This is a genomic window from Rhizobium sp. T1470 (genome assembly GCF_042140505.1).
GTDB classification, from domain to species: domain Bacteria; phylum Pseudomonadota; class Alphaproteobacteria; order Rhizobiales; family Rhizobiaceae; genus Rhizobium; species Rhizobium favelukesii.
The window spans coordinates 2368107-2391861 of sequence record NZ_CP148091.1; the positions used below are offsets into that span (position 1 = coordinate 2368107).

The 23755-nt window shown below is 59.7% G+C and carries 26 protein-coding genes, 1 tRNA gene and 1 pseudogene; 21 read left to right on the forward strand and 7 right to left on the reverse strand.

Annotated features, from left to right (window positions below; genetic code table 11):
* The first annotated feature begins 164 nt into the window (after positions 1-164).
* Positions 165-917 carry a hypothetical protein gene (locus tag WGT02_RS11990; RefSeq protein WP_208250363.1) on the forward strand — a complete coding sequence of 251 codons (753 nt, stop codon included), beginning with the start codon at positions 165-167 and terminating at the stop codon, positions 915-917.
* Here WGT02_RS11990 and WGT02_RS11995 read toward each other — a convergent pair.
* Positions 914-1150 (reverse strand): hypothetical protein, encoded by a 237-nt coding sequence (locus tag WGT02_RS11995; RefSeq protein WP_029710013.1) that lies wholly within the window; start codon positions 1148-1150, stop codon positions 914-916. The two genes, WGT02_RS11990 and WGT02_RS11995, sit on opposite strands and share 4 nt — an antisense overlap.
* On the opposite strand from WGT02_RS11995, the gene WGT02_RS12000 reads away from it, so the two are divergent.
* Complete coding sequence (locus WGT02_RS12000) at positions 1035-2504, forward strand: D-alanyl-D-alanine carboxypeptidase (protein WP_024314795.1); 1470 nt, start codon at positions 1035-1037, stop codon at positions 2502-2504. The two genes, WGT02_RS11995 and WGT02_RS12000, sit on opposite strands and share 116 nt — an antisense overlap.
* Positions 2505-2618: 114 nt before the next feature.
* On the forward strand, positions 2619-2897 hold the full coding sequence (locus WGT02_RS12005) for a hypothetical protein (RefSeq protein ID WP_024314794.1): 279 nt from the start codon (positions 2619-2621) through the stop codon (positions 2895-2897).
* Here WGT02_RS12005 and WGT02_RS12010 read toward each other — a convergent pair whose 3' ends face one another.
* Positions 2898-3335: a DUF1489 family protein gene (locus WGT02_RS12010; protein ID WP_024314793.1), complete on the reverse strand. Its 438-nt coding sequence runs from the start codon at positions 3333-3335 to the stop codon at positions 2898-2900.
* Between the two features lie 59 nt (positions 3336-3394).
* Positions 3395-4801, reverse strand: coding sequence for an L-serine ammonia-lyase (locus tag WGT02_RS12015; RefSeq protein WP_208250362.1), 1407 nt, complete (start codon positions 4799-4801; stop codon positions 3395-3397).
* Positions 4802-4986: 185 nt separating this feature from the next.
* Between WGT02_RS12015 and WGT02_RS12020 the strand changes: the two genes are divergently transcribed.
* Positions 4987-5751 carry a DUF599 domain-containing protein gene (locus WGT02_RS12020; RefSeq protein WP_024314791.1) on the forward strand — a complete coding sequence of 255 codons (765 nt, stop codon included), beginning with the start codon at positions 4987-4989 and terminating at the stop codon, positions 5749-5751.
* Positions 5752-6738, forward strand: coding sequence for a heparan-alpha-glucosaminide N-acetyltransferase (locus WGT02_RS12025; RefSeq protein WP_024314790.1), 987 nt, complete (start codon positions 5752-5754; stop codon positions 6736-6738). It abuts the gene before it with no gap.
* On the opposite strand, the gene WGT02_RS12030 is transcribed toward WGT02_RS12025, so the two are convergent.
* Both WGT02_RS12030 and mgtE read right to left on the reverse strand, forming a co-directional pair.
* Complete coding sequence (locus tag WGT02_RS12030; protein WP_007793852.1) at positions 6739-7131, reverse strand: MerR family DNA-binding transcriptional regulator; 393 nt, start codon at positions 7129-7131, stop codon at positions 6739-6741.
* A 77-nt stretch (positions 7132-7208) separates the two neighbouring features.
* Positions 7209-8621, reverse strand: a complete 1413-nt coding sequence (gene mgtE / locus WGT02_RS12035) for a magnesium transporter (RefSeq protein ID WP_024314789.1) — start codon at positions 8619-8621, stop codon at positions 7209-7211.
* Positions 8622-8788: 167 nt separating this feature from the next.
* On the opposite strand from mgtE, the gene WGT02_RS12040 reads away from it, so the two are divergent.
* Together WGT02_RS12040 and WGT02_RS12045 are read left to right on the forward strand one after the other, a co-directional pair.
* Positions 8789-9283: a peptide deformylase gene (locus WGT02_RS12040; RefSeq protein WP_024314788.1), complete on the forward strand. Its 495-nt coding sequence runs from the start codon at positions 8789-8791 to the stop codon at positions 9281-9283.
* 273 nt (positions 9284-9556) lie between these two features.
* Positions 9557-9925, forward strand: a complete 369-nt coding sequence (locus WGT02_RS12045) for a hypothetical protein (protein WP_024314787.1) — start codon at positions 9557-9559, stop codon at positions 9923-9925.
* A gap of 54 nt (positions 9926-9979) precedes the next feature.
* Here the strand turns inward: WGT02_RS12045 and lipB are convergent, their stop codons facing one another.
* A complete protein-coding gene (gene lipB / locus WGT02_RS12050) occupies positions 9980-10699 on the reverse strand; it encodes a lipoyl(octanoyl) transferase LipB (RefSeq protein WP_024314786.1) in 720 nt (239 codons plus the stop codon).
* 172 nt (positions 10700-10871) lie between these two features.
* Between lipB and WGT02_RS12055 the strand changes: the two genes are divergently transcribed.
* The 9 genes from WGT02_RS12055 to WGT02_RS12095 all read left to right on the forward strand — a co-directional run bounded on the left by WGT02_RS12055 (position 10872) and on the right by WGT02_RS12095 (position 19154).
* A tRNA-Leu gene (locus WGT02_RS12055) sits at positions 10872-10956 on the forward strand.
* A gap of 653 nt (positions 10957-11609) precedes the next feature.
* Positions 11610-11783, forward strand: a complete 174-nt coding sequence (locus WGT02_RS12060; RefSeq protein WP_157997355.1) for a hypothetical protein — start codon at positions 11610-11612, stop codon at positions 11781-11783.
* A gap of 185 nt (positions 11784-11968) precedes the next feature.
* Complete coding sequence (locus WGT02_RS12065; protein ID WP_024314785.1) at positions 11969-13315, forward strand: extracellular solute-binding protein; 1347 nt, start codon at positions 11969-11971, stop codon at positions 13313-13315.
* A 57-nt stretch (positions 13316-13372) separates the two neighbouring features.
* The gene (locus tag WGT02_RS12070; protein ID WP_024314784.1) at positions 13373-14674 is read left to right on the forward strand and encodes a carbohydrate ABC transporter permease; all 1302 of its coding nucleotides are present in this window, start codon (positions 13373-13375) and stop codon (positions 14672-14674) included.
* A 3-nt stretch (positions 14675-14677) separates the two neighbouring features.
* The gene (locus WGT02_RS12075; protein ID WP_208250356.1) at positions 14678-15520 is read left to right on the forward strand and encodes a carbohydrate ABC transporter permease; all 843 of its coding nucleotides are present in this window, start codon (positions 14678-14680) and stop codon (positions 15518-15520) included.
* Positions 15520-16575, forward strand: coding sequence for an ABC transporter ATP-binding protein (locus tag WGT02_RS12080; protein ID WP_208250355.1), 1056 nt, complete (start codon positions 15520-15522; stop codon positions 16573-16575). The genes WGT02_RS12075 and WGT02_RS12080 overlap by 1 nt, the downstream gene beginning before the upstream one ends.
* Positions 16575-17351, forward strand: coding sequence for a glycerophosphodiester phosphodiesterase (locus tag WGT02_RS12085; RefSeq protein ID WP_208250354.1), 777 nt, complete (start codon positions 16575-16577; stop codon positions 17349-17351). The genes WGT02_RS12080 and WGT02_RS12085 overlap by 1 nt, the downstream gene beginning before the upstream one ends.
* Positions 17335-18339 carry a LacI family DNA-binding transcriptional regulator gene (locus WGT02_RS12090; protein WP_024314780.1) on the forward strand — a complete coding sequence of 335 codons (1005 nt, stop codon included), beginning with the start codon at positions 17335-17337 and terminating at the stop codon, positions 18337-18339. The genes WGT02_RS12085 and WGT02_RS12090 overlap by 17 nt, the downstream gene beginning before the upstream one ends.
* The gene (locus WGT02_RS12095) at positions 18339-19154 is read left to right on the forward strand and encodes an inositol monophosphatase family protein (protein WP_024314779.1); all 816 of its coding nucleotides are present in this window, start codon (positions 18339-18341) and stop codon (positions 19152-19154) included. The genes WGT02_RS12090 and WGT02_RS12095 overlap by 1 nt, the downstream gene beginning before the upstream one ends.
* 147 nt (positions 19155-19301) lie before the next feature.
* Here the strand turns inward: WGT02_RS12095 and WGT02_RS12100 are convergent, their stop codons facing one another.
* Positions 19302-19610 (reverse strand): hypothetical protein, encoded by a 309-nt coding sequence (locus WGT02_RS12100; RefSeq protein WP_208250353.1) that lies wholly within the window; start codon positions 19608-19610, stop codon positions 19302-19304.
* Between the two features lie 113 nt (positions 19611-19723).
* On the opposite strand from WGT02_RS12100, the pseudogene WGT02_RS12105 reads away from it, so the two are divergent.
* The 5 genes and pseudogenes from WGT02_RS12105 to WGT02_RS12125 all read left to right on the forward strand — a co-directional run bounded on the left by WGT02_RS12105 (position 19724) and on the right by WGT02_RS12125 (position 23638).
* A pseudogene (locus WGT02_RS12105) lies at positions 19724-20137 on the forward strand (transposase).
* 56 nt (positions 20138-20193) lie between these two features.
* Positions 20194-20487 (forward strand): IS66 family insertion sequence element accessory protein TnpB, encoded by a 294-nt coding sequence (gene tnpB / locus WGT02_RS12110; RefSeq protein ID WP_375679390.1) that lies wholly within the window; start codon positions 20194-20196, stop codon positions 20485-20487.
* Positions 20488-20532: 45 nt separating this feature from the next.
* Entirely contained in the window at positions 20533-22191 is a 1659-nt protein-coding gene (locus WGT02_RS12115; protein WP_208245348.1) for an IS66 family transposase, read from the forward strand.
* Between the two features lie 2 nt (positions 22192-22193).
* Complete coding sequence (locus tag WGT02_RS12120; RefSeq protein ID WP_208245634.1) at positions 22194-22778, forward strand: plasmid pRiA4b ORF-3 family protein; 585 nt, start codon at positions 22194-22196, stop codon at positions 22776-22778.
* A 92-nt stretch (positions 22779-22870) separates the two neighbouring features.
* Positions 22871-23638, forward strand: a complete 768-nt coding sequence (locus WGT02_RS12125; RefSeq protein WP_225039655.1) for an MBL fold metallo-hydrolase — start codon at positions 22871-22873, stop codon at positions 23636-23638.
* Positions 23639-23755: the final 117 nt, after the last annotated feature.

The window sequence follows — 23755 nt, forward strand, 5'->3', positions numbered from 1 at the left end:
CGCCATAGAGCCGCTTCCGCTGTCCCGGGAGCGGTTCGTATTTTGGGCGCATTAGCGCGAGGCTTAATTGTTCGTTAACCATGGTGGCCAGATCATCGGCACATTGACCATCGACACCGGCGACCCCTGTTCCTATCGCGGCGGTCTGATATCCGAAAGCCGCCATGAACCATACCGTGCGCACTGCCCACGAGATCCAGGAAACGCCTCTCCTTTCGACAGGTTTCGTCATCCGCCTTACGGTCATCATCGCCTGTCTTGCGGCGTTGACGCTTTTCATCAGTTTTGGCGGTCGCTGGTTCGGGGCGCGGATATCGCTCCCTGGCAATACCGCCTCAACGGCAGCGATAACCCTAACGATCGGCCGCGATACGCTGCGTCTTTCTGAAAACACACTGCGGTTCCCCAGTCAGCGGAGAGACGGCCTGTCGGAACGCGCGGACCTCTACCTCACTTGGCCTGAGATGCAGGGCTACAGCACGGAGCATCGCGAGCGTTTCGACGATGTGGCCCAGTCGTCAGGACTGATCTTCCTCCAGATCGCGCAGAGCACGATGTCGCGGGATATGTCCGGGCGCCTCGAGCCGATCTACTCGCATCTGATGGAGGGCGACGGCGTGCCTTTCGCCAATGGAATGACGCTGCATCGCCTGCGCGCGGACGCAGGCTATGCCGACGAGGTTCTGTTGACCGCGCCACGCGCCGGTGCCCCTGACTACGTCGTGCGTTGCGCCCTGCCGTCGACACCGCAGGCGGCGACTAGCGGCGATTGCCAGCGCGACATCAAAGTCGGCCGCGATTTAACTGTGCTTTACCGGTTCTCGAGCCGGCACCTGCCTGATTGGGACCATATTGATGCCGCTATTCGCCATTTTGTGGAGGCGCGACTTGTGAACGCTTCTGGGCCACGTCGCTAGAATGATCCGATGTGGCGAAAGAAACGATTAATCATAAACGGATTGGTAACCCCGGACAGATAATTTGCCGAGAGAACGATCGTGCCGGGAGGGCGGGCGATCTCTCCAATGTCCGAAATGCAAGCGAAGAGTAGAATAGTGTCAAGGTCAGTCTCCTCCGTATTTTCATCGCTATCCCGCAGTTCTTTGGTAAAGGCGATCGCGGCGCTTTCTTTGGCTGTCGGTATCGTCATGGTCGACTCGGTCAATGCCGATGCAGAGGCCGCCAACTCGAAATATGCGGGCATCGTCGTCGATACGAAGACCGGCAATGTTCTCTACAGTGAGAACGCGGATCGCCTGCAGTATCCGGCATCTCTCACGAAGATGATGACGCTCTACCTGACCTTCGAAGCCTTGGAACAGGGCCGCATCCGTCTGGATACGTCGGTTCCCTTCTCCGCACACGCTTCCGCCCAGGCCCCGACCAAGCTCGGTGTGCGTCCAGGCGGCACGATCACGGTCGAACAGGCGGTCCTCGGCCTTGTGACGCTTTCAGCCAACGACGCATCGACGGCTCTTGGTGAATTGCTTGCCGGCACGGAGGATCGCTTTGCGCAGGTGATGACCGCAAAGGCGCACGCGCTCGGCATGACGCGCACGACCTATCGCAATGCCAACGGCTTGCCGAATACCGCCCAGATGACGACCGCGCGCGATCAGGCACGCCTCGGCATCGCACTTCGCCAGCATTTTCCGCAGTATTACGGCTATTTCTCCACGCAGAGCTTTAAGTTCGGCAACCGTGTTATCCGTAGCCACAACCGTCTCGTTGGTTCTGTGCGCGGCGTCGACGGCATCAAGACCGGCTATACGCGTGCGGCCGGTTTCAACCTGGTGAGCTCCGTTCAGGTCGATGGCAAGTCGATCGTCGGTGTTGTTCTCGGCGGCGCCTCGACCCCTGCCCGCGACAATCAGATGCGCAAGCTGATTGCAGCCTATCTACCGAAAGCGTCCAGCCGTGGCGGCTCCTCCGATCTGATCGCCCAGACCGCGCCGCGACCCGCAGCTCCTGTCGCCGAAACGCGCGTCGCTTCAGCTGCGCCTGAAGTCAGCCCGCCGCGCCCCGCGCCGACCCCGGACACCCGCTATCAGCCGGCCTCCGCGCAGGTTGCCTATGCCGATGTTGCCAAGTCGACGTCCGACAATCCGTTGCTCCAGCAGGAAATACCGGCGCCGACGAAGGTCAAGACGCCGGCTGTCAAACAGGCATCTGTCGCCACGCCGACGCCTGCACCCGCCTATATGCCGCCGGAACAGGGCGACACGTCTGTCGACGAACTGACGACCGCGTCGACGAAGGAGCCGCAGCAGACTGGCTGGGCTGTCCAGATTGGCGTTTCCGGCAGCAAGGAAGGCGCAATGGATCTGCTCGACAACGCCAAGAACAAGGCTGGCAAGGCTCTGCGCTCCGCGAAGCCTCTCGCGGTCGCAAACGCCGGAAGCTATCGTGCACGCTTCGGCGGTTTTGATGACCAGCGTGCTGCTGTGAACGCCTGCAACGCCCTGAAACGGGCTGGTGTGAAGTGCTGGGCCACCGCCCAGTGATCAGCGGGTCTGCCGCCTGATATGCACGGGCGGCAGTCCAAAAACGTCGTGATCTGTTGTGTTTGATCCCGACGGAGTTCTGAGACTCGGTTTGTAAAGCGTACGGGGATGAGAATGGCGATCAACGAGAATGCTCCGGAGTTTCCGCCACACGGCCGGGTGACCGGCAAGAATCCGCGAGCCGGTTTGCACCCGCTACACGAAGCGGCCTTGCGACTGGCAGAGGTAGGATTGCAGCGGCAGAAGCCAAAATCCGCAAAGACCAAAGACCTGATTAACCTGCTGCTGTGCCATGGTGCGCGGGCATGGCGTTGCTCGCAGGCCGAAGCCAGCATCCATCTTCACGTCACCTGCCCGGAAGGCCGGGCACCGGTCACACTCCGTCTACGCTGATCAGAGCAGGCCGAGTTCAGAAAGCTCGCGGCGAAGGTCCGCGGGCATTTCCGCAATTCCCTCGCCCAGGCTGTTCAGATCGCGCGGCACGTCGTCTTGCGGATAATAGCGCCAACCCTGGAAAGGCCGCTTCGGCTGCACGGCCGTTTCGATGACCTCGGGCCCCAGGACAAGATGGCATCGCGAGATTCCTTCGCCATCGGTAAAGGTCTGGATGTCGAGCAGTTTCTGGCGCGCCTGAACCTGCCCTTTGATCACCCAATAAAGCGAGCCGTCGTCGAGTAATTCCTCGATACGCTTCGGGACCATCCTCGTCGTATGCACGGAATGAGGCTCAAGCCCGGCCGCGATCGCCCGGAGCGCGCGTTCGGCGACCCATTCGCGCAGATCGTCGATCGAGTCCGCGCCTACGCACAATTTAATGAGATGCAATGCCATGCCGCCGTTGAAATCCTTTTATCGGGCAGCGTCAAGCGGCAAGTCGTATGTCCACAAAGTCAGCATTCCACGACGTTGACGGCAAGCCCGCCGGTGGATGTCTCCTTGTACTTCTCGCTCATGTCGTTGCCGGTCTGGCGCATGGTCTCGATGCAGGCATCCAAGGGAACGAAGTGCTTACCGTCTCCCTTGATCGCCAGCGAAGCGGCCGTAACCGCCTTGACTGCGCCAAGAGCATTTCGTTCGATGCAGGGAACCTGTACGAGGCCCGCGACGGGGTCGCAGCTCATGCCCAGATGATGTTCCAGCGCGATTTCGGCGGCGTTCTCGATCTGCTCCGGCGTGCCGCCCATGACCGCGGCAAGGCCGGCAGCTGCCATGGCGGCCGCAGATCCCACCTCGCCCTGACAGCCGACCTCTGCGCCGGAAATAGAGGCATTGTGCTTGATAATCCCGCCGACGGCGCCAGCGGTGAGCAGATAGTCGCGGATACCGTTCTGGTCCCAATCGTCGTGAAAGTGCTCGTAGTAGCGGATCGTTGCGGGGATAACCCCCGCGGCGCCATTCGTCGGGGCAGTCACGACGCGTCCACCGGCAGCATTCTCTTCGTTGACGGCCATCGCGTAGACGCTGAGCCAGTCGTTGGCGAGCAGCGGGTTGATACGGTTGCTGCGCCACTCCTCCTGGAGCTTGTCGTGGATCGCACGGGCGCGGCGGCGTACATTCAGCCCGCCCGGCATTATGCCGTCGACCTTGAGGCCACGTTCGATGCACGAGCGCATCGCTTCCCAGATGCGATCGAGACCGGCGTCCAGTTCCTCGCGGCTGCGCTGCGTTTCCTCGTTTGCACGCTTCATCTGCGCGATCGAGAGGCCGGAGCGCGCAGCCATATCGAGCATCTGCTTGGCTGAGGCAAAAGGATACGGAACCTTGAGTGAATCGGAGGGCGTCTTCTTCTTTGCGCGCATCTGCTCAAGTTCGGTGTCGGTCACGACGAAGCCGCCGCCGACGGAATAGTAGATACGCTTGATAAGCATCCGACCGTCTTTGTCGTAGGCGGAGAAGGACATACCGTTCGCGTGGCCGGGTAGCGGCTGCTTCTTGTCGAAGATCAGGTCGTTCCTCGGTTGAAAGGCATAACTCGGGTGGCCGGGCGGCGTGATGCGGCCGGAGCGCTCCACCTGATCGATGATGCCGTCCATCACGACCGGATCGACGCTGTCAGGCTGCTCTCCCATCAGCCCGAGAATGACGGCCCGGCCCGTTCCATGTCCGATCCCGGTATGCGCCAGCGAACCGTGCAGGCTAACCTTCATAGACGCGACCTGAGCGCCAGAGGTCGGGCGCGGCCAATCGTTGGACAGAATCAGATCGAGGAAGCGATTGGCCGCGGTCATCGGACCCATCGTGTGAGAGCTGGAAGGCCCGACGCCGATTTTGAATACGTCGAAAACGGAAAGGAACATGACTGCGTCCTGTAAAGTTGCTGCGCAAACCTACGCTACCGGCTCTCGCGATCCCTGCGATGGACCGACATGGCATTTCACGCGTGCGACATCTGTAAAACGAAGCGCGGCGGCTTGCCAGTCATTGCAGCATGCGTCCGCATCTGTAGAGTGGCGCGTCGACGGGAACCTGATTCAATATAATGATGACGACAGCGGATTACATTGCACTGGTGTTCTTTGCGGCGATCTGGTTTTGCTACGCGCGCCTGCTGCAAAGCTCGAGTTTCTTCGGCAGGACCAGCCTCACCCATGCCATGCGGGAGCGCCGGCGCGAGTGGATCTACAATTCGTTGCGGCGCGATTTGAAGATGATCGATACCCAGATCATGGCCGGCTTGCAGAACGGCACCGCATTCTTCGCCTCGACGTCGATCTTCGCCATCGGCAGCTGCTTTGCGCTGCTGGGCGCAACGGAGAAGGTTGACGCCGTCTTTGCCGATCTGCCTTTCGTCTTTCATAGCGGGCATGCCGTCTTCGAAATGAAGGTCGGCGGCCTTGCAGCGCTTTTCGGATATGCCTTTTTTAAGTTCGGCTGGTCGTATCGCCTCTTCAACTACTGCACCATCCTTTTCGGCTCGATCCCGATGATGCGTGACACCGAACAGGATGTGATTGCCGCCGAGCGGGCTGCGGAACGTGTCATCCGCATGAATATCATTGCGGCGGGTCATTTCAATGAAGGGCTGCGCGCCATCTTCCTCTCGATTGGCTACCTTGGTTGGTTCATCAATCCCTATGTCTTCATTCTGACGACGACGATCGTCATCGTCGTCCTGACGAGGCGGCAGTTCTTCTCCGAGGCGAGGCTGGCAATCATGGACGCCCATCTGCCATCAAATCTCCACCTTTCTCCTATTCCCCGCGCCAAGCCGTCGACCGATGGCAACGACTCATCCGAGGGATTGTGAATGACGGCGACGGCGACGGAAACATATGCGAGCGTCAAGCCGCCTCGCATCGGCTTGCTGGATACGGCGCGCGGTGTCGCTCTGCTGGCGATGGCGACCTATCATTTCACTTGGGATATGGAGTTCATGGGCTACCTTGCCCCAGGCACCGCTGAAACCGGCTGGCTGAAGCTCTATGCCCGCGCGATCGCGTCGACCTTTCTGTTCATCGTCGGAATCAGTCTGGTCCTCGCCAACAAGCCAGAGATTCGCTGGCAATCGTTCTGGAAACGGTTTGCGATGATCGCCGCGGCGGCCCTTGCGATCTCTGTGGTGACGCGCTTCGTCTTCCCTGGCGAATGGATATTCTTCGGTATTCTGCATTGCATCGCTGTCGTCAGCCTGCTCGGCCTTGTCTTCCTCCGCCTGCCGTTGCCTGTGACCATCGCTGTGACCGCCGCTGTGACCGCCGCATGGGTTGTGGATACCTGGGTTGCGCCGAATCTGCTGCGCTCGCCGATCTTCAATCCGCGTTACCTCGCCTGGATCGGCCTAGCGGAAATGCCGCAACGATCGAACGACTACGTTCCAATCTTCCCCTGGGCAGTGCCTTTCCTGCTTGGCATGACGGCGACCCTGCTTGCCATGAGGACGCGGCTGCTCGAGAGGCTTGCAGCGCTTGGTACGGGCTCAAGCCTGCCGGCGAAAGCCGGGCGGCATAGCCTCGCCTTCTACCTGATTCACCAGCCGGTGCTGATCGCCATTGCCTACGGGCTGTCCGCGGTCGTTCCACCCGCGAAACCGGATCCCGTCGAAAGCTACCTGAAGCAATGCAATGCTTCGTGCATGATGCAGGAAGGCGAAGCGCTATGCCGCAGCTTCTGCCGATGCACGCTCGACAAGCTCCAGACGGAAAATCTGTTCACGGAATTCCAGTCCGGCGCCCTCAAGCCGGATGACGGGCGGATAATGGCGCTGGCGAGCGAGTGCAACGCGAACGCGCAATAATCAGGTGCCGACACCGATGTCGGCCAGACGACCGAGGCACGCCTCTTCGATGTTGTCGAGTTCGGTCAGAGTGTCGTCGATATCCTTGCGCTTCTGGCGCAGGTCCTCGCGCTTCTCATCGACGCGCTTCATCAGGAGCTTCAACTGGCCCAATTCGCCCGGCGGTTCCTTATACACCTGGATGATCTCGCGGATCTCCGCGATGGTGAAGCCGATCCGCCGGCCACGCAGGATTTCCTGGATCAGACGACGATCCGCGGGACGGAACAGCCGCGTGCGTCCACGCCGCTCGGGATGGATCAATCCTTCGTCTTCGTAGAACCTGAGCGTACGCGTCGATACTCCAAACTCGCGCGTCAATTCGGTTATGCTATAGTATTTGCTGACCGGCATGGGTTCCCCACCATTGAAGGAACCGATAATATTGACTTTTACGTAATAGTCAATTTCTGCAGGGAAATTCGAGCCGTCTAAATTCCGAACCACCATGTGGCGATGCCGAGAAAGGCAAAGAAGCCCGTGCAATCGGTCACGGTCGTGACGAAAACGGATGACGCAATGGCGGGGTCCGCGCCAACCTTATCCAGCAGCAATGGCAGCAGAATTCCCGCAAGCGCGGCCGCAAAGAGGTTGATGATCATTGCCGAGCCGATCACGAAGCCCAGCTGATAATTGTGGAACCATGTTGCGGCAATCATGCCCATGATGACCGAGAAGAGTAGACCGTTGGCAATACCGACCCCCGCCTCTCTGCGGATGATACGCCCGGCGTTGTAGATGTCGATGTCGCCCGTTGCCAACGCGCGGACAGTGACCGTCATCGTCTGTGTCCCCGCGTTGCCGCCCATGGACGCCACGATCGGCATTAGCACCGCGAGCGCGATCATCTTCTCGATCGATTCGTCGAATAGTCCAATGACGCTTGCAGACAGCAAAGCCGTTCCGAGATTAATCACCAGCCAGAGAAAGCGCGAGCGCACGGTCGAGAAGACATTGTCGGACAGCTCTTCGTCGCCGACGCCACCCAGGCGCTTGATGTCCTCGTCGGCTTCCTCGTGAATAACGTCGACCACGTCATCGATCGTCAGCACGCCCACCAGCCTGTCGTTCTCGTCGACGACGGCGGCGGAGAGAAGGTCGTACTGCTCGAAAAGCTGAGCTGCCTCTTCCTGGTCCATCTCTGCGGGGATTGGATGGTTCGTCTCCCGCATGATCGATTCGATCTTGCTCTGTCGCTTTGTGCGCAGGATCTTGTCCAGATCGACGGCGCCTAACAGCTTGAATGTCGGGTCGATGACGAAGATCTGCGAGAAGGAATATGGCAGGTCTTCCTCGTCGCGCATGTAGTCGATTGTCTGGCCGACCGTCCAGAACGGTGGCACCGCGACGAATTCCGTCTGCATGCGGCGTCCCGCCGAGCTTTCGGGATAGTCGAGCGCACGCCGTAATCGCACGCGTTCGGTAAACGGAAGCTGCGCAAGGATCTCCTCGCGGTCCTCGCTGTCGAGGTCCTCAAGGATGTAAACAGCGTCGTCCGAATCGAGTTCGCCGATTGCAGCTGCAATCTGCTCGTTCGGCAGCTGGTCGACGATCTCGCGGCGAATCGTTTCGTCGACCTCGGTCAGCGCCGTCATGTCGAATTCGTCGCCCAGCAGGCGAACGAGCGCGAGTCGTTGGTCTGGCTGCAGCGACTCGAGAAGGTCGCCTATTTCGGATTCGTGCAGGCGGGCGACGTGCTGGCGCAGGAAGATCGTATCGCGATCGGCGATGGCAGCGCCCACCAGCGCGAGGAAATCGCCTCGGACGTTGCCGTTTTCGTCATAGATGTCGGCATCGCCGCTGTCTGACCGCGGGCGGACGAGCTCTTCTGCGTCGTTCGTCATGGTTTGCCGCCCTCGCATCTCGTTTGAAGTTCAACGACTAAGCGCCGAAACATGTAGCTTCGTGCTAGCTGAAACCTCGAAGCCCGTCCAGCCGCAAACGCCTCGCGTGGATGACAATGCGCGTGCGCGGCGATAGGTTCCGCGCATCTGAAATCAGGACCCTGCCCGTGGCTGTTCGCCCCATATTGCGCTTCCCCGACGTTGGCCTCAGAACCGTCTGCCAGCCCGTCGACGTCTTTGACCAGAGGCTACGAGAACTCGCGGATGATTTGCTGGAGACGGTGCGGGCCGCTCCCGGCGTCGGCATCACCGCTGCTCACATCGGCGTCTTCCTTCGCGTCGTCGTGATAGAGCTCAGCCGTGACGAAGGCGCACGCCATTTCGTCAATCCGGAGATCATGTTTGCATCCGACGAAACGGCTCGCCATGTCGAAGGAAGCGTCTCCATGCCCGGAGTGACCGACGAGGTCGTGAGGCCGAAGGCAATCCGGGTTCGATACAGTGATCTGAATGGCGCCGAGCACGAGAAAGAAGCGCAGGGCTTCCTCGCAGTCTGCATCCAGCACGAGATCGATCAGCTCGACGGTATCTTTTGGATACAGCGCCTCTCCAGGCTCAAGCGCGAGCGCCTGGTCAAACGCTGGGAGAAGTTGCGCGACTAGCGACGGCCTGGACCGACGGTAGCACCCCAAGTTAAGCCCTCAATGTCACATCTTTTGATTGTGAAGATGTTCCCGCCACCCGCCTTGCGAACAGGAGGCAATGTTCCATCACAACCCTGTCAAAGCCGGTCGCGGATCTGTGATTTCATTTGATAAAGCGGCAGTGCTTGCGTGATTTTTCGCCCACATTCTTGCCGCAATTTGAGCGCGAAGTCACTCTTGCCGAGGGTTTGGTATCGTTGTCGTTGCAACGAAGAATTGAGGATATTTCCCATGCGCTTCAAATTTGCTGCCGCCGCTTCCATTCTCGCCCTCGGCCTTGCAAGTGCGGCCTTCGCCCAACCGCAGTACTCGAACGACTACACGAACGACAGTGACGGGTTTGCGCCGGGCCAGATGGCACCGAAAAAGCCGGTTCACTATGCCAACCGCAAGGCACCGGAATACTCGTCCGATTACACGACTGACAGCGATGGATTCGCGCCGGCCCGGATGTCATCGCCCGTCGACAGGACGACCACTGCCAGCATCAAGCCCCTGCCCGACTGCGACTACATGAAGACGAACTCCAAGGTGCATACGGCCGGCGGGGACAGCGGAGCTTCACATTCGGACGCTTGCCGCGACGTCGGCGATAAATAGCGAGCGATTGCTGAGGGCCGGTCATCCGGCCCTTTTCCTCGTGAGGGCTTTGCGTCACCTGTCGCCGACGGTCTCGCCGAAGACCGATTCGAATGCCTGTCGAAGGAGAATATCGACATCGGCCATCATGACAGGCAGGCCGAGGTCGACAAGGCTTGTCACCCCATATGCCGAAATCCCGCACGGAATGATCCCGCTGAAGTGATCGAGATCCGGTTCGACGTTCAGCGACAGCCCGTGAAATGTCACCCATTTCCGCAGCCGGATACCCAGTGCTGCAATCTTGTCTTCCGCCATCGTGCCATCTGGTAAAGCCGCTTTGTCCGGCCTGCGCACCCAGACGCCAACACGGTCCTCACGCCGTTCGCCGCGGATGTTCATCAAATCAAGCGTACGAATGACCACCTCTTCGAGCGCGGCGACAAAGGCGCGCACGTCCTGGCGCCTGCGCTTCAGGTCCAGCATCACATAAGCGACGCGCTGGCCCGGCCCGTGATAGGTATATTCGCCGCCGCGTCCCGTCGCGAAGACTGGGAAGCGATCGGGTTGCACCAGATCCTTGGCATCGGCGCTGGTTCCGGCCGTATAGAGAGGCGGATGTTCCACGAGCCAGACGAGCTCGTCGCCGCCGTCTGCAATCGCCGCGACCTGGCGCTCCATGTTTTCCACAGCCTCCTCATAGGGCACGAAGCCATCGGCGATGCGCCATCGGACCGGCCGCGAGCCTTTACGGGGCAACATTGAGAATTGAAGATCTGTGCGCAGCATGGCTATCCCTTGTCGCTGCTGCTCGGGAGACAGCATCGCTGGGGCCTATATGGCCTCGTTTCACGGGCGATTCAAATGCTGTGATTTGTTTTGAAAAAATCTGTCACATCGCCCTTGTGTACCCCAAACGCTTTTGCTACATGCTGCCCCGCCGGCAAAAATCGGCACCTACCACGATGCGGTCGTGGCGGAATTGGTAGACGCGCAGCGTTGAGGTCGCTGTGGGGCAACCCGTGGAAGTTCGAGTCTTCTCGACCGCACCAACCCCTCCTAGGGGAATTGATTGTGGTTGCTATTTTTGATGGCAACGAATCGTTTGTGCCCAGTTTTGAGTCCCAGTCGGCACCCAATTTCACCCTCGACGTTAGTTAGAAAAACGCCGGCATAGCTATTCGCTAAGGCGGGCCTCGTCTGCGTCCTTGCTGCCCGGGTTCACTACCGGACGTCCAGAACGGGCGACGGACAGGTCGGGACTCAGCCCGTACAGCTAGCGAACCCAGAGACAGCACAACAGGGTCATCGTAGAGCCGGTCGCGGTCTACCACGGCAAGGACGCCCAGTTCGGCAAGCCGGTGGAAGACGACCGCCAGAAGCTTTCAGCCACCATGCAGGCAGGTTCGCCGAGGTGCTCAAGCAGCGCTATGCTGTCGTCTCGGCGCCCGTCCCCGCGACGGCAAGAACCATATCGCGCTGGACGATAGTTTTCGGCGCGATCTTTCTCGCCGCATGCAGCGACGGGCGCCGAGGTCCGCCGCGCGGCAGACGGCGCCCACGCAGGTTTCGACCGTCGAGGTGAGGCCCGAGACAATGCCTTTCGTCAGCAAGCTTCCGGCCGCATCGCGCCGATAATGATGGCCGACGTCCGGCCACGGGTAACGGGGATCGTGCTGAGCGGATCTTCCAGCAGGGTTCAAACGTGAAGCAAGGAGACGTCCCCTACCAGATCGATCCCGCGCCGTTCAGGGCCAGGGCGGCCCAGAAGCTCGCCTCGCAGAAGGCCGACGGCCGGCTCCAGCGCGGCAACGTCACCACGCAGCAGGACACAGAGAGCGCGGCCGCCGTGCTGGAGCTGGTCCAAGGTATTCAATAGAGTGGGTTGCAATCTTTTCTGTGTCGCCATACACATTTTTGCACACGTGCTCAATTTTGTCATTCGGCCGTTACGTTGTCCCCCTAAAGCGGCGCTCGTTCGCTTTTCACGGAGCTTGCGAAGCGGTCATCATCAGGTGATGGCCCGCCAAGAGGCTCACGCCGCTCTTCTAGGGAGACGAAGAAATGACTATTCTGCCGACATTGAAGTGCATGACTATTGCCGCCGCCATCCTGGCCTCGACCACCGCCCTGTGCTTTGCCAAGGATGTCACCATCACCGTCTGGGCCGGCGGCACGGGTCCCAACGACGTCTATCGCCTCGATGCAATCGATATCGCCGCCCAGCAGCTTCAGCGTGAAGCTGCAATCAAGGGCGAAGACCTCAAGATCAAGGTGGAGAAGAAGGCCTATAGCGGTTGGGAGGACTTCAAGCAGGCGATGACGCTTGCCGCCGAAGCCAAGACTGCTCCGAATATCGTCGTTACCGGCCACGAGGACATCGGCCCATGGGCGCAGTCGGGCCTGATCGTGCCGATCGAGGACTACGTCGATCTCGACTCCTGGCCGCTCAACGACATCTATCAGAACCTGCTGGATATCGCCTCCTTCAATGGCACGGTCTACGGGATTCCGCAGGATGCCGAATCCCGACCAATGTTCTTCTGGAAGCCCTATATGAAGGCCATCGGCTACAGCGATGCCGATCTCGACGCGCTGCCGAAGAAGGTTCAGGACGGCGGCTACACGATGAAAAACGTGCTGGAAGACGCCAAAAAGATGCAGGACAAGGGCCTCGTCCAGGCGGGTTACGGCTTCTACCCGCGCAACTCCAACGGCCCTGATTACTGGCAGTTCTACACCAGCTTCGGCGGCACGATGGAAGAAGGCGGCAAACTCGTCTTCGACAAGGCGGCGATGCAGCGCACCTACCAGTTCTTCGCCGACGCCGTGAAGGATGGCGTTACCAAGAAGAACCATATCGGCATGCCCGGCGACCAGTGGTGGAAGGAAGTGGCCTCCGGCAAGGCCGGCATCTGGCACGGCGGCACATGGCACTATGCTCGTTACGTGAACCAGGAAGGCCTGAAGGACTTCTTTGGCAACGTCGTATTCACGCTGATCCCGGCCGGTGACGGCGGCAAGGCAAACACGCTGACGCATCCGCTCGTCTACCTCCTGACCTCCGGTCACGACAAGGATTCGACCGACGTTGCCGCCCAGTTGATCAAGATCGCTTCAGAGCCGCGGATCAATGTGCTGCATGCGGTCAAGTCTGCGCACCTCGGCATTTCGAAAGCCGAAACCGAGATAGAGCTCTACTCCTCCGATCGCTGGACGCGCGAAGCCACCGAGCGTCTGCTGCCCTACGCCAACGCGATGCCCAACAACGCCGATTTTGGCACTTACTGGAACATCATGTGGAAGGGCCTCGAAGCATCCTGGACGGGCGCCAAGACCCCAGATGCCGCCGTCAACGACGTCGAGAGCGAGCTGAAGAGCACGCTCGGCGACAAGATCGTCATCCGCTAAGCACCCAGGCAACTTCCGGGCGGGCCAGTCCGCCCGGATACTTTGCGGAGACTTTCGATGAGAACGTCCAGAACGCTCGGACTGGTGATGATTGCGCCTGCAGCGGTGATGATCGTGCTGTTTTTCCTGATGCCGGTCGTCCTGACTGCCGTCTTCTCCTTCACGAACATGACGACGGCCACGGGCATTTCGGGCGGCGCCTTTCAGATCGCGCCCAATACGCTTGATGCGCTTAGGCGCGAAATGCCGGATGTCGCGCAACAACTGACCGAGCCGCGCTACGCGATCGACGAGGAAGGCATCAAGAGCGTTGAAGGCCTCGGACTTGATCCCGGCATACCCCGGGAACTGCGCGAGAAGCATCTCGGCGAGGTCTTCCAATCCCGGCGCGACGCTGAGCGCATGATTAAGGATCTCCAGGACCGGCCCTCGACAAGAGACGTCAAGCAGATTTCCGAACAGTTCAACCGCTCCGCGGCCAACCTGCGTTTTGCGAGCAAGGACGATCTGTTCGCCTCTCTCGACAAGTTCGGCTTCAAGCTGACGGCGGAGCAGAAGGAGGGCCTGGCAAAGGCAACCTATACCGGCTGGAACTGGACGACGGAGAACTTCTCGCGCATCGCCTCTTCTCCGGATATGGCGCAGATACTCCTCAACACGCTTCTCTACGTCGCCCTTGTGCTCGTGTTGTTCAACACGACCTACGCGATGGCGCTCGCGATCTGGACGCACTACATGCCGGACATGCCGGCGACGATCTTCCGGTCAATCTGGCTCTTGCCCCGCATCACGCCTGTCGTCATCTACGTACTGATGTGGAAGTGGCTGGCATGGGACACCGGCTTCATTTCGGTGTTGATGGGCAAGTTCGGCTTCCCGCCGAGGAACTATCTTCTCGATAGCGCCTACCACGCCTGGTTCTTCGTGGTGCTGATCAATGGCTTCATCGGCGCCTCCATGGGCATGCTCGTCTTTTCGTCCGCGTTGCGGGGGATTCCCAAGAGCCAGTTCTTTGCAAGCGAGGTGGATGGTGCCAGCCGCTGGCAACAAATCCGCTACATCATCCTGCCGCAGATGCGCTGGCCCATCCTCTTCGTCACCTGCTACCAGACGCTGTCGCTGCTCGCCTCCTTCAACGAAATCCTGCTTTCGACGCGCGGCGGACCGGGCAAGGCGACCGAAGTCTGGTCGCTTGCCGCCTATCACACAGCACTCAACAACTACGCCGGCAACCTGGAATACGGGCTTGGCGCAGCAATGGCGCTGGTCCTCGTGGTCATCGGCATCATTCTGTCGCTCGCCTATCTGCGCGTCTTCAACTACGCCACGCTGGTTGCGCGGCCGCTCATCGAGGACTGATCCATGGCGGAAAAATCGCCACCCTCTGCAAACTACCGCACCTGGCCTGTTATCGTGGCGCTGGCGATCGTCAGTCTGCCGCTGGTGCTGATGTATGCCTATCTCTTCATCGACACGATCACCGACAAGCAGCCTGCGTCGCTGATTCCGGATTCGATCACATTTCGACACTGGTCGTTCCTCTGGCAGACGCCGCCCGCCAGGCCCAACATCTGGTTGGTGACGCTGAACACGCTGATTTTTACGGCAAGCACCACCGCCGTCGTGCTGCTTGTCTCGTCGATGGCGGGCTACGTGCTCTCGCGGCTGAACGTCCCCGCCCGCGGTTTCTTCCTCGCCGGTGTCATGGTATTGCACGCCTTCCCGTCGGTGACGCTCATCATTGCGATCTTCATCGTGCTGCAGATGGTCGGGCTCTACAATTCTCTCATCGGCGTCATCCTGGTAAAGGCAGCCATCGATCTGCCGCTCGGCATTTGGCTGATGAAGGGCTTCTACGACGCTGTCCCCTGGGAGATCGAAATGGCCGGTGTCGTCGACGGTGCTTCGCGGTTCCGTGTATGGCGCAGTCTAGTGCTTCCACAGGTGCGTCCGGCGATCATGGCGCTAGCGCTCTTTTCGTTCCTGTCGAGCTGGGGCGAGTTCATCCTGCCGCAGGTGCTTGCCCCAGGTAGCCAGGTCCAGGTGCTGTCGGTCTATCTTTCGGGGCTAATCGCCGACGACAACAATTTCAACTTCGGCACTTTCAAAGCAGTCGGCGTGTTTTACGTGATCCCGGTCCTGCTGCTCTACGGATTCTTCCACAAATATCTCATGAACATCTATGGCGGCGGGAACAAAGGCTGATGCGTATCCTCCTCGACAACTTCTCGAAAAGCTTCGGCTCCACAAAGGTGATCGAGAACATGAATCTCGAAGTGGCGCATGGCGAGATGCTGGCGCTGCTCGGCCCTTCGGGCTGCGGCAAATCGACGACGCTTTTCGCGGTGTGCGGCATCCATCGCCCGACCGGGGGCCGCATTCTTTTCGGCGACCGCGACGTGACCGATCTTCCGAGCCAAGCGCGCAATGTCGGCGTGGTTTTCCAGTCCTACGCACTCTACCCGCACATGACGGTGGCCGAAAACATCGGCTTTCCGTTGAAGGTCAAGGGAACGGCCTCCGCTGATATCCGAAAGGAAGTGGACAGCATCGCTGGCCTCGTACAAATCGGCAATCTGATGGGCCGCCGCCCTTCCGAGCTTTCCGGCGGCCAGCAGCAGCGCGTGGCGCTCGCCCGCGCGCTCATCCGCAAGCCCGACGTCCTGCTTCTCGATGAGCCACTCGCTAACCTCGACGCGAAGCTCCGGCTGGAGATGCGCTCGGAAATCCGCCGCATCCAACGCGAGACAGGGATTACGGCGATCCTGGTGACACACGACCAAGTCGAAGCGATGAGCATGTGCGACCGGATCGCTATCATGAAAGAAGGCGAGATCGTCCAGATAGCAACACCGGCCGAGATGTATAACGATCCGCGCACTGCCTTCGTCGCCGGTTTCCTCGGCAACCCCCCAATCACATTCCTACACGGGGTGGCGTCTAACGGCGCCTTCTCTGTTCCCGGCAGCCAGATCGAAGTTCCGTTGCCGGCCTCGGTAAACGCCGGCGAAGGTACAAAGCTGATGCTCGGCGTGCGGCCGGAACACTATAGTCCGACGGGCGACGTTCATGTGACCGGAACCATAAACTTTGCCGAAACCCAGGGCCGCGAAAATCTCTATGACGTGCGGCTGGTAGGTGGCCCGCTGTTGCGGTCTATCCAGCCGGTGCGCCAAGACATCGCGGTCGGCGACGAGGTGACGTGGGCTATCGATAGTCGCAACGTGCTGGTCTTCGATGAAAGCGGAAGGAGGCTCTGATGCGGCGCGATTTCTCGATCTTCTTCGAGCGCTACCACTGGCCGACAGACAAGGGCCAGATCCCCTTCTGCATCGGACACCGCGGCGCGAGCGGGCATGTCCGCGAGAACACGCTTGCCGCCTTCCGCCTTGCGGCCGAGCTTGGAGCCGAGATGTGGGAACTCGATACCCAGATCACGAAAGATGGCGTTGTCGTCGTCTCTCATGACGACCACCTCGAGCGCGTCTTCGGTGTGAACCGCCTGATCTCGGAAATAACCGCGGCGGAACTTGCGGCATTGGACGTGGAGGTGCCGACCTTCGAAGCTGTCGCAGCTCTCGCGCGTGAGACCGGAACAGGTCTCTATATCGAGCTGAAGGCGCCGGGAAGTGGTCTACGCTGCTGGCATCATCTTAGGGAACACGATCAGCGTTTCGCCTGCATCGGTTCGTTCGACACAGCAGAAGTCCGCGAGCTTCGCGAGGCGGGCTGCGAGTATCCGCTCTCGGTTCTTGTCCGCCTCGGCGACGATCCGCATGCCAAGGGTGACGAGGCGCGTGCGGATATCTTGCATCTCTGCTGGGAACGCGCCAACGATCAGCCGCAGGATCTCGTCACCCCGGCGCTGACAGACCGTGCGTTTGCCGAAGGCCGCGAAATCGTCCTTTGGCACGAGGAAAGGCGGTTGGTCCTGGATGATATAATGAAGCTGCCAGTTCTCGGTATCTGCACAGATTTGCCGGACTTGATGCGAACGGTGGAGAGTTCGGAAAGATCCAGTGTCAAACAAGGATAAGCCACAGCGCAGAGCGACCTCCTTCGACGTGGCGCGCGTGGCAGGCGTTTCACGCGCAGCGGTTTCGCGCGCTTTCACTCCTGATGCAAGTGTTTCACCGAAGACGCGCGAAAAGATCTACCAGGCGGCCAAGGAGCTTGGCTACCGTGTCAATTATGTGGCGCGCAGCTTGACGAACCAACGTTCCGATCTCGTAGGCCTCGTCGTTGCCGGCCTAGACAATCCATTTCGAAGTCTCCAGATCGAATATTTGGCGCGGGCGCTGCTTTTACGCAACTTTCGGCCGATCCTGTTGCCGACGTCAAAGGAAGCGGACACTTCAGCCGTGATCGGCCAGCTTCTTCACTACCCAGTTTCGGGGGTTATTGTGACGTCGGACGCCCCTCCGACGGAAATCTGCGAACAGTGCGCCGCAGAGGGCGTGCCAATCGTCTTGATCAATAAGGGCGACGATATTCCCTTCGTCGACCGTATCATTTCCGATGACCGCACCGCAGGCCATCTGGCCGCCGACCACCTGATCGACATTGGTTGTAAGAGATTGGCAGTCATGGCGGCTTCGAGCGTGTCCTACACGGCCCGCCGGCGCAGCGATGTGTTTCTTTCACGCAGCCGTCAACGAGGTGTCGAAGCGCAGCTCATTACAGTTCGAGTGAATGACTATCGATGCGGCTTCGAGTCGGCTCCCGAGCTCGGCGCCTTGTCGGCGGACGGGGTCTTCTGCGTGAATGACTACATGGCCTGTGGTGTGATCGACAGGCTAGCGGCAAATCGCGGCAGCCCTGATGTGCCTCCTATTCGCATTGTCGGCCATGATGATATTCCGCAGGCGCAATGGGATGCCTATGGACTGACGACGATCCTGCAGCCCTGCGACCTGCAGGCAGAGCAGACAGTCGAAATGCTGGTCAGCCGGATGGCGAATTCCGATATGACGGCGCGTGTCGAGTTCACTCCCGTCGAGTTGATTAAAAGAAAGACTTCCTGATGAGCTCTAAGTTCGATCCAGTTACGCTTGAAGCCCGCGGTGCCGCCGCGATAGAAATCGCTCGTCGCGTGGGTCGTGAGGCTGCCCGTTTTCGCGCAGAAATGGGGCCGCGATTGAATGTGGAGAACAAAGGTCTCCAGGATTTTGTAACGATTGCGGATCGCAATGCCGAGCAGACGATCTACAAGGAACTGCTTTCGCTGTTTCCGCACGATACGTTCGTCGGAGAAGAAACTGGCGGGAAAGCTGGCGCGGCCGGAGCCTGGATAGTCGACCCTATCGACGGCACCACCAACTATATCCGCGGATTCAGTCATTGGGGCGTCTCGATCGCCTTCTGTTTCGAAGGCCGGGTGGAGCTAGGTGTCGTGTATGACGCCGCCAAGGACTCGGTCGTATCGGCAATCCGTGGCAGGGGCGCATTTCGTGAAGGCGTCTCATTGCAGGCCGCTGCGACCGTCGATCCAACCAATGCGATCTGTGTCCTCGGGCACTCTCGCAAGACAAGCTTCGACGAGCATCTCGTCCTTCTAAACCGTCTGCACGAACGAGGCATGGACTATCGCCGCATGGGCGCCGCCGCAATCGACCTCGTGCGTGTCGCCGAGGGAGCGTCAGACCTCTTTTACGAACGGCATCTGAACGCTTGGGACATGCTGGCCGGCGCTCTGATCGCCTCAGAGGCGGGAGCGATTGTGGCCATGCCGAAGTTAACACAGCTTTTGTCGGAAGGCGGACCTGTCGTGGCTTACTCTCCGGGGCTTGCCCCGGAGTTCGACTTCATTCTTGAGATCGGGGGCCTGAAATCAGTTTAGGGCTGACTGGTTCGTTCCGTGAATGCGCGCACGGTTGCTATGGCTTCGTCTGTTGCCACCCCGGCCTGAGCGCCATCGGAACTGAAAATTCCGCCACCCCTCGTCAGTGAACGTCGTCCGGTTCGGCAATGGTGAAGGTCCTGGTGTCTACGAGACGACATTCTGGCGTTCAAGGACCAGCCCTTCTATCGGGCAGATCTCTGCCGCTCCTTCATTCACCGTGGGATCATCGAAACCCCGTTCACGCACGACATTGTCTTCACGAGAAATCGAGGTGACTGCGGTCGGAATCTGCGCGTAAGAATACGGCTGCCTAAAACCCTCACGTGATGAAAAGGAATTGGTCATGCTCACTCCCAGAGCTTCCTTCGCCGTTTGTTTCGCCCTCACCACCGCACTGGCCACGACCGCATCAGCGCAGATGCCTCCGCAGCAGCCAGATGCAAAAGCGTTCAAACTCGGCTCATTCGACATTGTGGGTATGCATCCGGGGGAGGCCGCCTTGCTGAGAAGTGAGCGGAATTGGATGATCTGTCTATATGGACGTCAATATAGACGGTGTAATAGCGATGGACGTAACGATAGAGGGCCGGCCGCAAGTCAGCCGGATGGAGATTGTCGACAGTGGGCGGCGTCGCCGTTTCAGTAACGAGGCCAAACTTGCGATCGTTGCGGAGAGTTATTCCGCTCCCCAGCAGGTCACGGCAACGGCACGGCGACATGGCATCACGCGCTTTTAGTTGAACGATTGGCGTAAGGCAGCACGTGAGGGACGGCTTGGCAGTGGCCGTGGCATTGAGGGGTTTATTCCTGCCCTGTTGGTTCCGGAGCCAGGCATCCCGGTCGCTGCGACCAAGCCTTCGATGGCACAAAGTGGCCTTATGGAGGTGCTGAGCGCGAACGGCCGCCGTGTGATCGTGGACCGCGATGTCGACGTTGAGGCTCTGCTGCGGATTGTCCGAGGACTGGAGACATTGCGATGAACCCGTTTCCGATGGGAACAGGGGTCAAAGTCTGGCTTTCGACGGGGTATACGGACATGCGCTGTGGCTTTCCCTCTCTGGCGCTTCGGGTGCAGGAGGTCTTGAAGCATGACCCGCTCGGCGGTCATTTGTTTTGCTTCAGGGGCCGGCGCGGTGACCTGATAAAATTGGTTTGGCATGACGGCCAGGGCAGTTGCTTGTTCACAAAAAGATTGGAACGCGGGAAGTTCATATGGCCTTCTGCCGAAGGTGGTGCGGTTGCAATATCACCTGCACAGCTCAGCTATCTCCTGTCTGGCATAGACTGGCGCCATCCGCAGGAAACATGGCGTCCAACGAGGGTTGGATAGCATTATTCCATTGAAAATACAGTGAGAATCTGATCGAATGACTTCATGACTGTGAAGCCTGACGATCTTCCTGCGGACCTTGCCGGCGCCTATATGGCGCTGCTGGCCGAGCGCGAGGTATTGCAGGCTGAACGTGATGTGGCGGTTGCCGAAGCTGCTAATGCGCAAGCCCTGCTGTCCGACCGCGACGCCCTGATCGCCAGTCTTGAATTGAGGATCGACAAGCTCAAGCGCGAACTGCGCGGTCAGAGCAGCGAGCGCACGGCGCGCCTGATCGACCAGTTGGAATTGCAGCTTGAGGAACTGGTCACGGCAGCTACGGAAGATGAGATTGCAGCGCAGGCTGCCGCCGCCCGGACCTCGTCCGTGCGTCCGTTTGTGCGCAAACGGCCGGTGCGAAAGCCCTGGCCGGAGGATATCGAGCGCGAGCGCGTGGTGATCGATCCTCCGATCAATTGTGTATGCTGCGGTGGCTCGCGCCTGTCTAAACTGGGTGAGGACGTCACCGAAACGCTGGAAGAGATCCCGCGCCGGTTCAAAGTGATCGAAACAGTGCGGGAAAAGTTCTCTTGCCGTGATTGTGAGGCGATCAGCCAGCCGCCAGCGCCTTTCCATGCCACGCCGCGCGGCTTTATCGGCCCTCATCTCCTGACGACGATCCTGTTTGACAAGTTCGGCATGCACAGCCCGCTCAACCGCCAGAGCACCCGGTTCAAATGCGAAGGGATCGATCTTTCGACTTCGACGCTAGCCGATCAGGTTGGTTTTGGAACATCCGCTCTCATGCCGGTTGTTGATCTGATCGAGAAGCATGTCTTTGCGGCTGAGCGGCTTTTTGGCGACGACACCACCATTCCCATCCGGGCCAAAAGCAAATGCACGACCGGGCGCATATGGACCTACGTGTGTGATGATAGGCCCTATGGCGGCGGGGCCGCGCCGGCGGCGATCTACTATGCTTCAAGCGACCGTCGGGGCGAGCATCCGCAAAAACATCTGGCCGGATATGGCGGCATTCTACAGACGGATTGTTACAACGGGTTCGAACCGATATCGGTTGCCGAAAAGAAAGAAGTGCCGATCACGTTTGCTTTTTGCCATGCCCATGCGCGGCGGAAATTCTTTGAGCTGGCCGATATCGAGAAAAGCGCCCGCGATAGCAAACGCAACGGCAGGCCGATCTCCCCGATCGCGCTGGAGGCGGTCAAACGATTTGACGCCCTGTTTGAAATCGAACGACAGATCAACGGCTTGAGTGCAGCAGAACGACTGGCCGTGCGGCAGGAAAAGAGCAAGCCTCTGTTCGACGACATGCACGAGTGGCTGAAACGCGAACGTGCCGCGCTCAGCAGATCCTCCGACCTCATCAAAGCCATGGACTACATGCTGAAACGTTGGGATGGTTTTGCCCGCTTCCTCGAAGACGGAAGAGTTTGTCTCACGAATAATGCCGCCGAGCGCGCGCTGAGAGGTATTGCATTGGGAAGGCGGAATTGGACCTTCGCCGGTTCCCCGCGCGGGGCCGATCGTGCCGCCGTCATGCTGACGCTCATTACGACCTGCCGCCTCAACGACATCGACCCGAAAGCCTGGCTCGCCGACGTCCTGGCCCGCATCGCTGATCTTCCCGCCTCTCGCCTGCACGAACTGCTTCCATGGAACTGGAAAAGTGCGTCGGCGACAGCTCATATGCTGGCGGCCTGAAGATGGCTGCCTCCGTCGTCCGCCTGAAGGTCACCCTCGATCAAGTCGATCCAATGGTGATGCGGCGTGTTGTCGTGCCATTCCGTATCAGGCTCAGTCGGCTGCACGAGGTGTTGCAGGCGGCGATGGGCTGGACCAACAGCCATCTTTATGAATTCCGCATGCGTGACGTCGGTTTTGGATTGCCTGACGAGGAATGGGGGGATGGTCCCATCGACGCTCGCAAAGTCTCGCTGCTGTCGGCAGTCCAGGACACCGGCGCGAAATCGTTCAAATACCTTTACGACTTTGGCGACGGCTGGACGCACAGCATCAAGATCGAGCGCACCTTCCCGGCAATCGGCACGGAAGGCCCGATGCTCCTCGAAGCGGCAGGACACTGCCCACCCGAGGACGTCGGTGGCCCATGGGGGTATCAGGAGTTCCGCGAGGCGCTTGTCGATCCGGCACACGAGCGACATGCCGAACTCGTCGAATGGTGGGGCGGCAGCGATTACGATCCTGGCAATGCCAACCTCAGCCAACTCAACAAAGCCGTCGACGATCTGGCTGCCAAATGGGCCCGAAGAGCGCGCCGAAAAATCTGAAGGCATGCAAAAGGACCCAACTTGAACCGTATCACTCGATCATAACCCGGCTGAAGTTCACGCGCGAGCCTTCATCCCGCGTGATTGCTCGGATGCATACCATTGTGGCCTTGCATGACGCTCAGTTTGTTAGACCGAACGACAGCAAGATATTCGGCGTTGGCCACAGCCCTGAAGAAGTCGGAGAAGTGTTGAAGGCGGCTGGTGCGCCCACGGATACTGTGACGCTCAGCGTCGACGCGCTGTTGGTCAAGGGGCCGAAGCGGCTGATCCTCATCGACACCGGCGTGGGCGGTGCGCTTCAACAGTCTCTCGCTCAGGCTGGCTACAAGCCGGAGGACGTCACGGACGTGCTGATCACGCATTCGCATCCCGATCACATCGGCGGCCTCGTCAAGGACGGCAAGCTTGCCTTTCCCAAGGCCGCCATCCGCATGTCGTCGGCCGAGTGGGCGTTCGCCAAGAAGAACGGCCAGCTCGAAGATATCGTCAAGACAATCGACGGCCATGTGAAGACCTTCAAGCCGGGCGCCAATGTCGCCTCCGGCATTACCTCGGTCGGATTGAAAGGGCATACGCCGGGCCATGTCGGCTTTCAGATCGTATCCGGCAAAGAGAAGCTGTTCGACATCGGCGACACCGTCCACAGCTCGATCATTTCGCTTGCCAAACCGGAATGGCCGGTCAGCTTTGACAACGACGTGGCCGGCGGCGAAAGGAACCGAATCGATACGTTGAAGAAGCTCGCGCAAACAAACGAGCTCATCTTCGCCCCACACTTTCCGTTCCCAGGCGTCGGCCATATCCAGTCGGACGGCGACCGCTTCAAATGGGAGCCGACCCTGACCTCGGGGCAATGACAAGCACACCGGGCGCGGCGCGCTTGCCGTCGCCGCGTCCTCTACCACGTGGATCAAAGGAATCCCTTTGCGGCCATTTGTGCCCTCGCCTCGTCGCTCTCCGGCCAAACGCCGAGG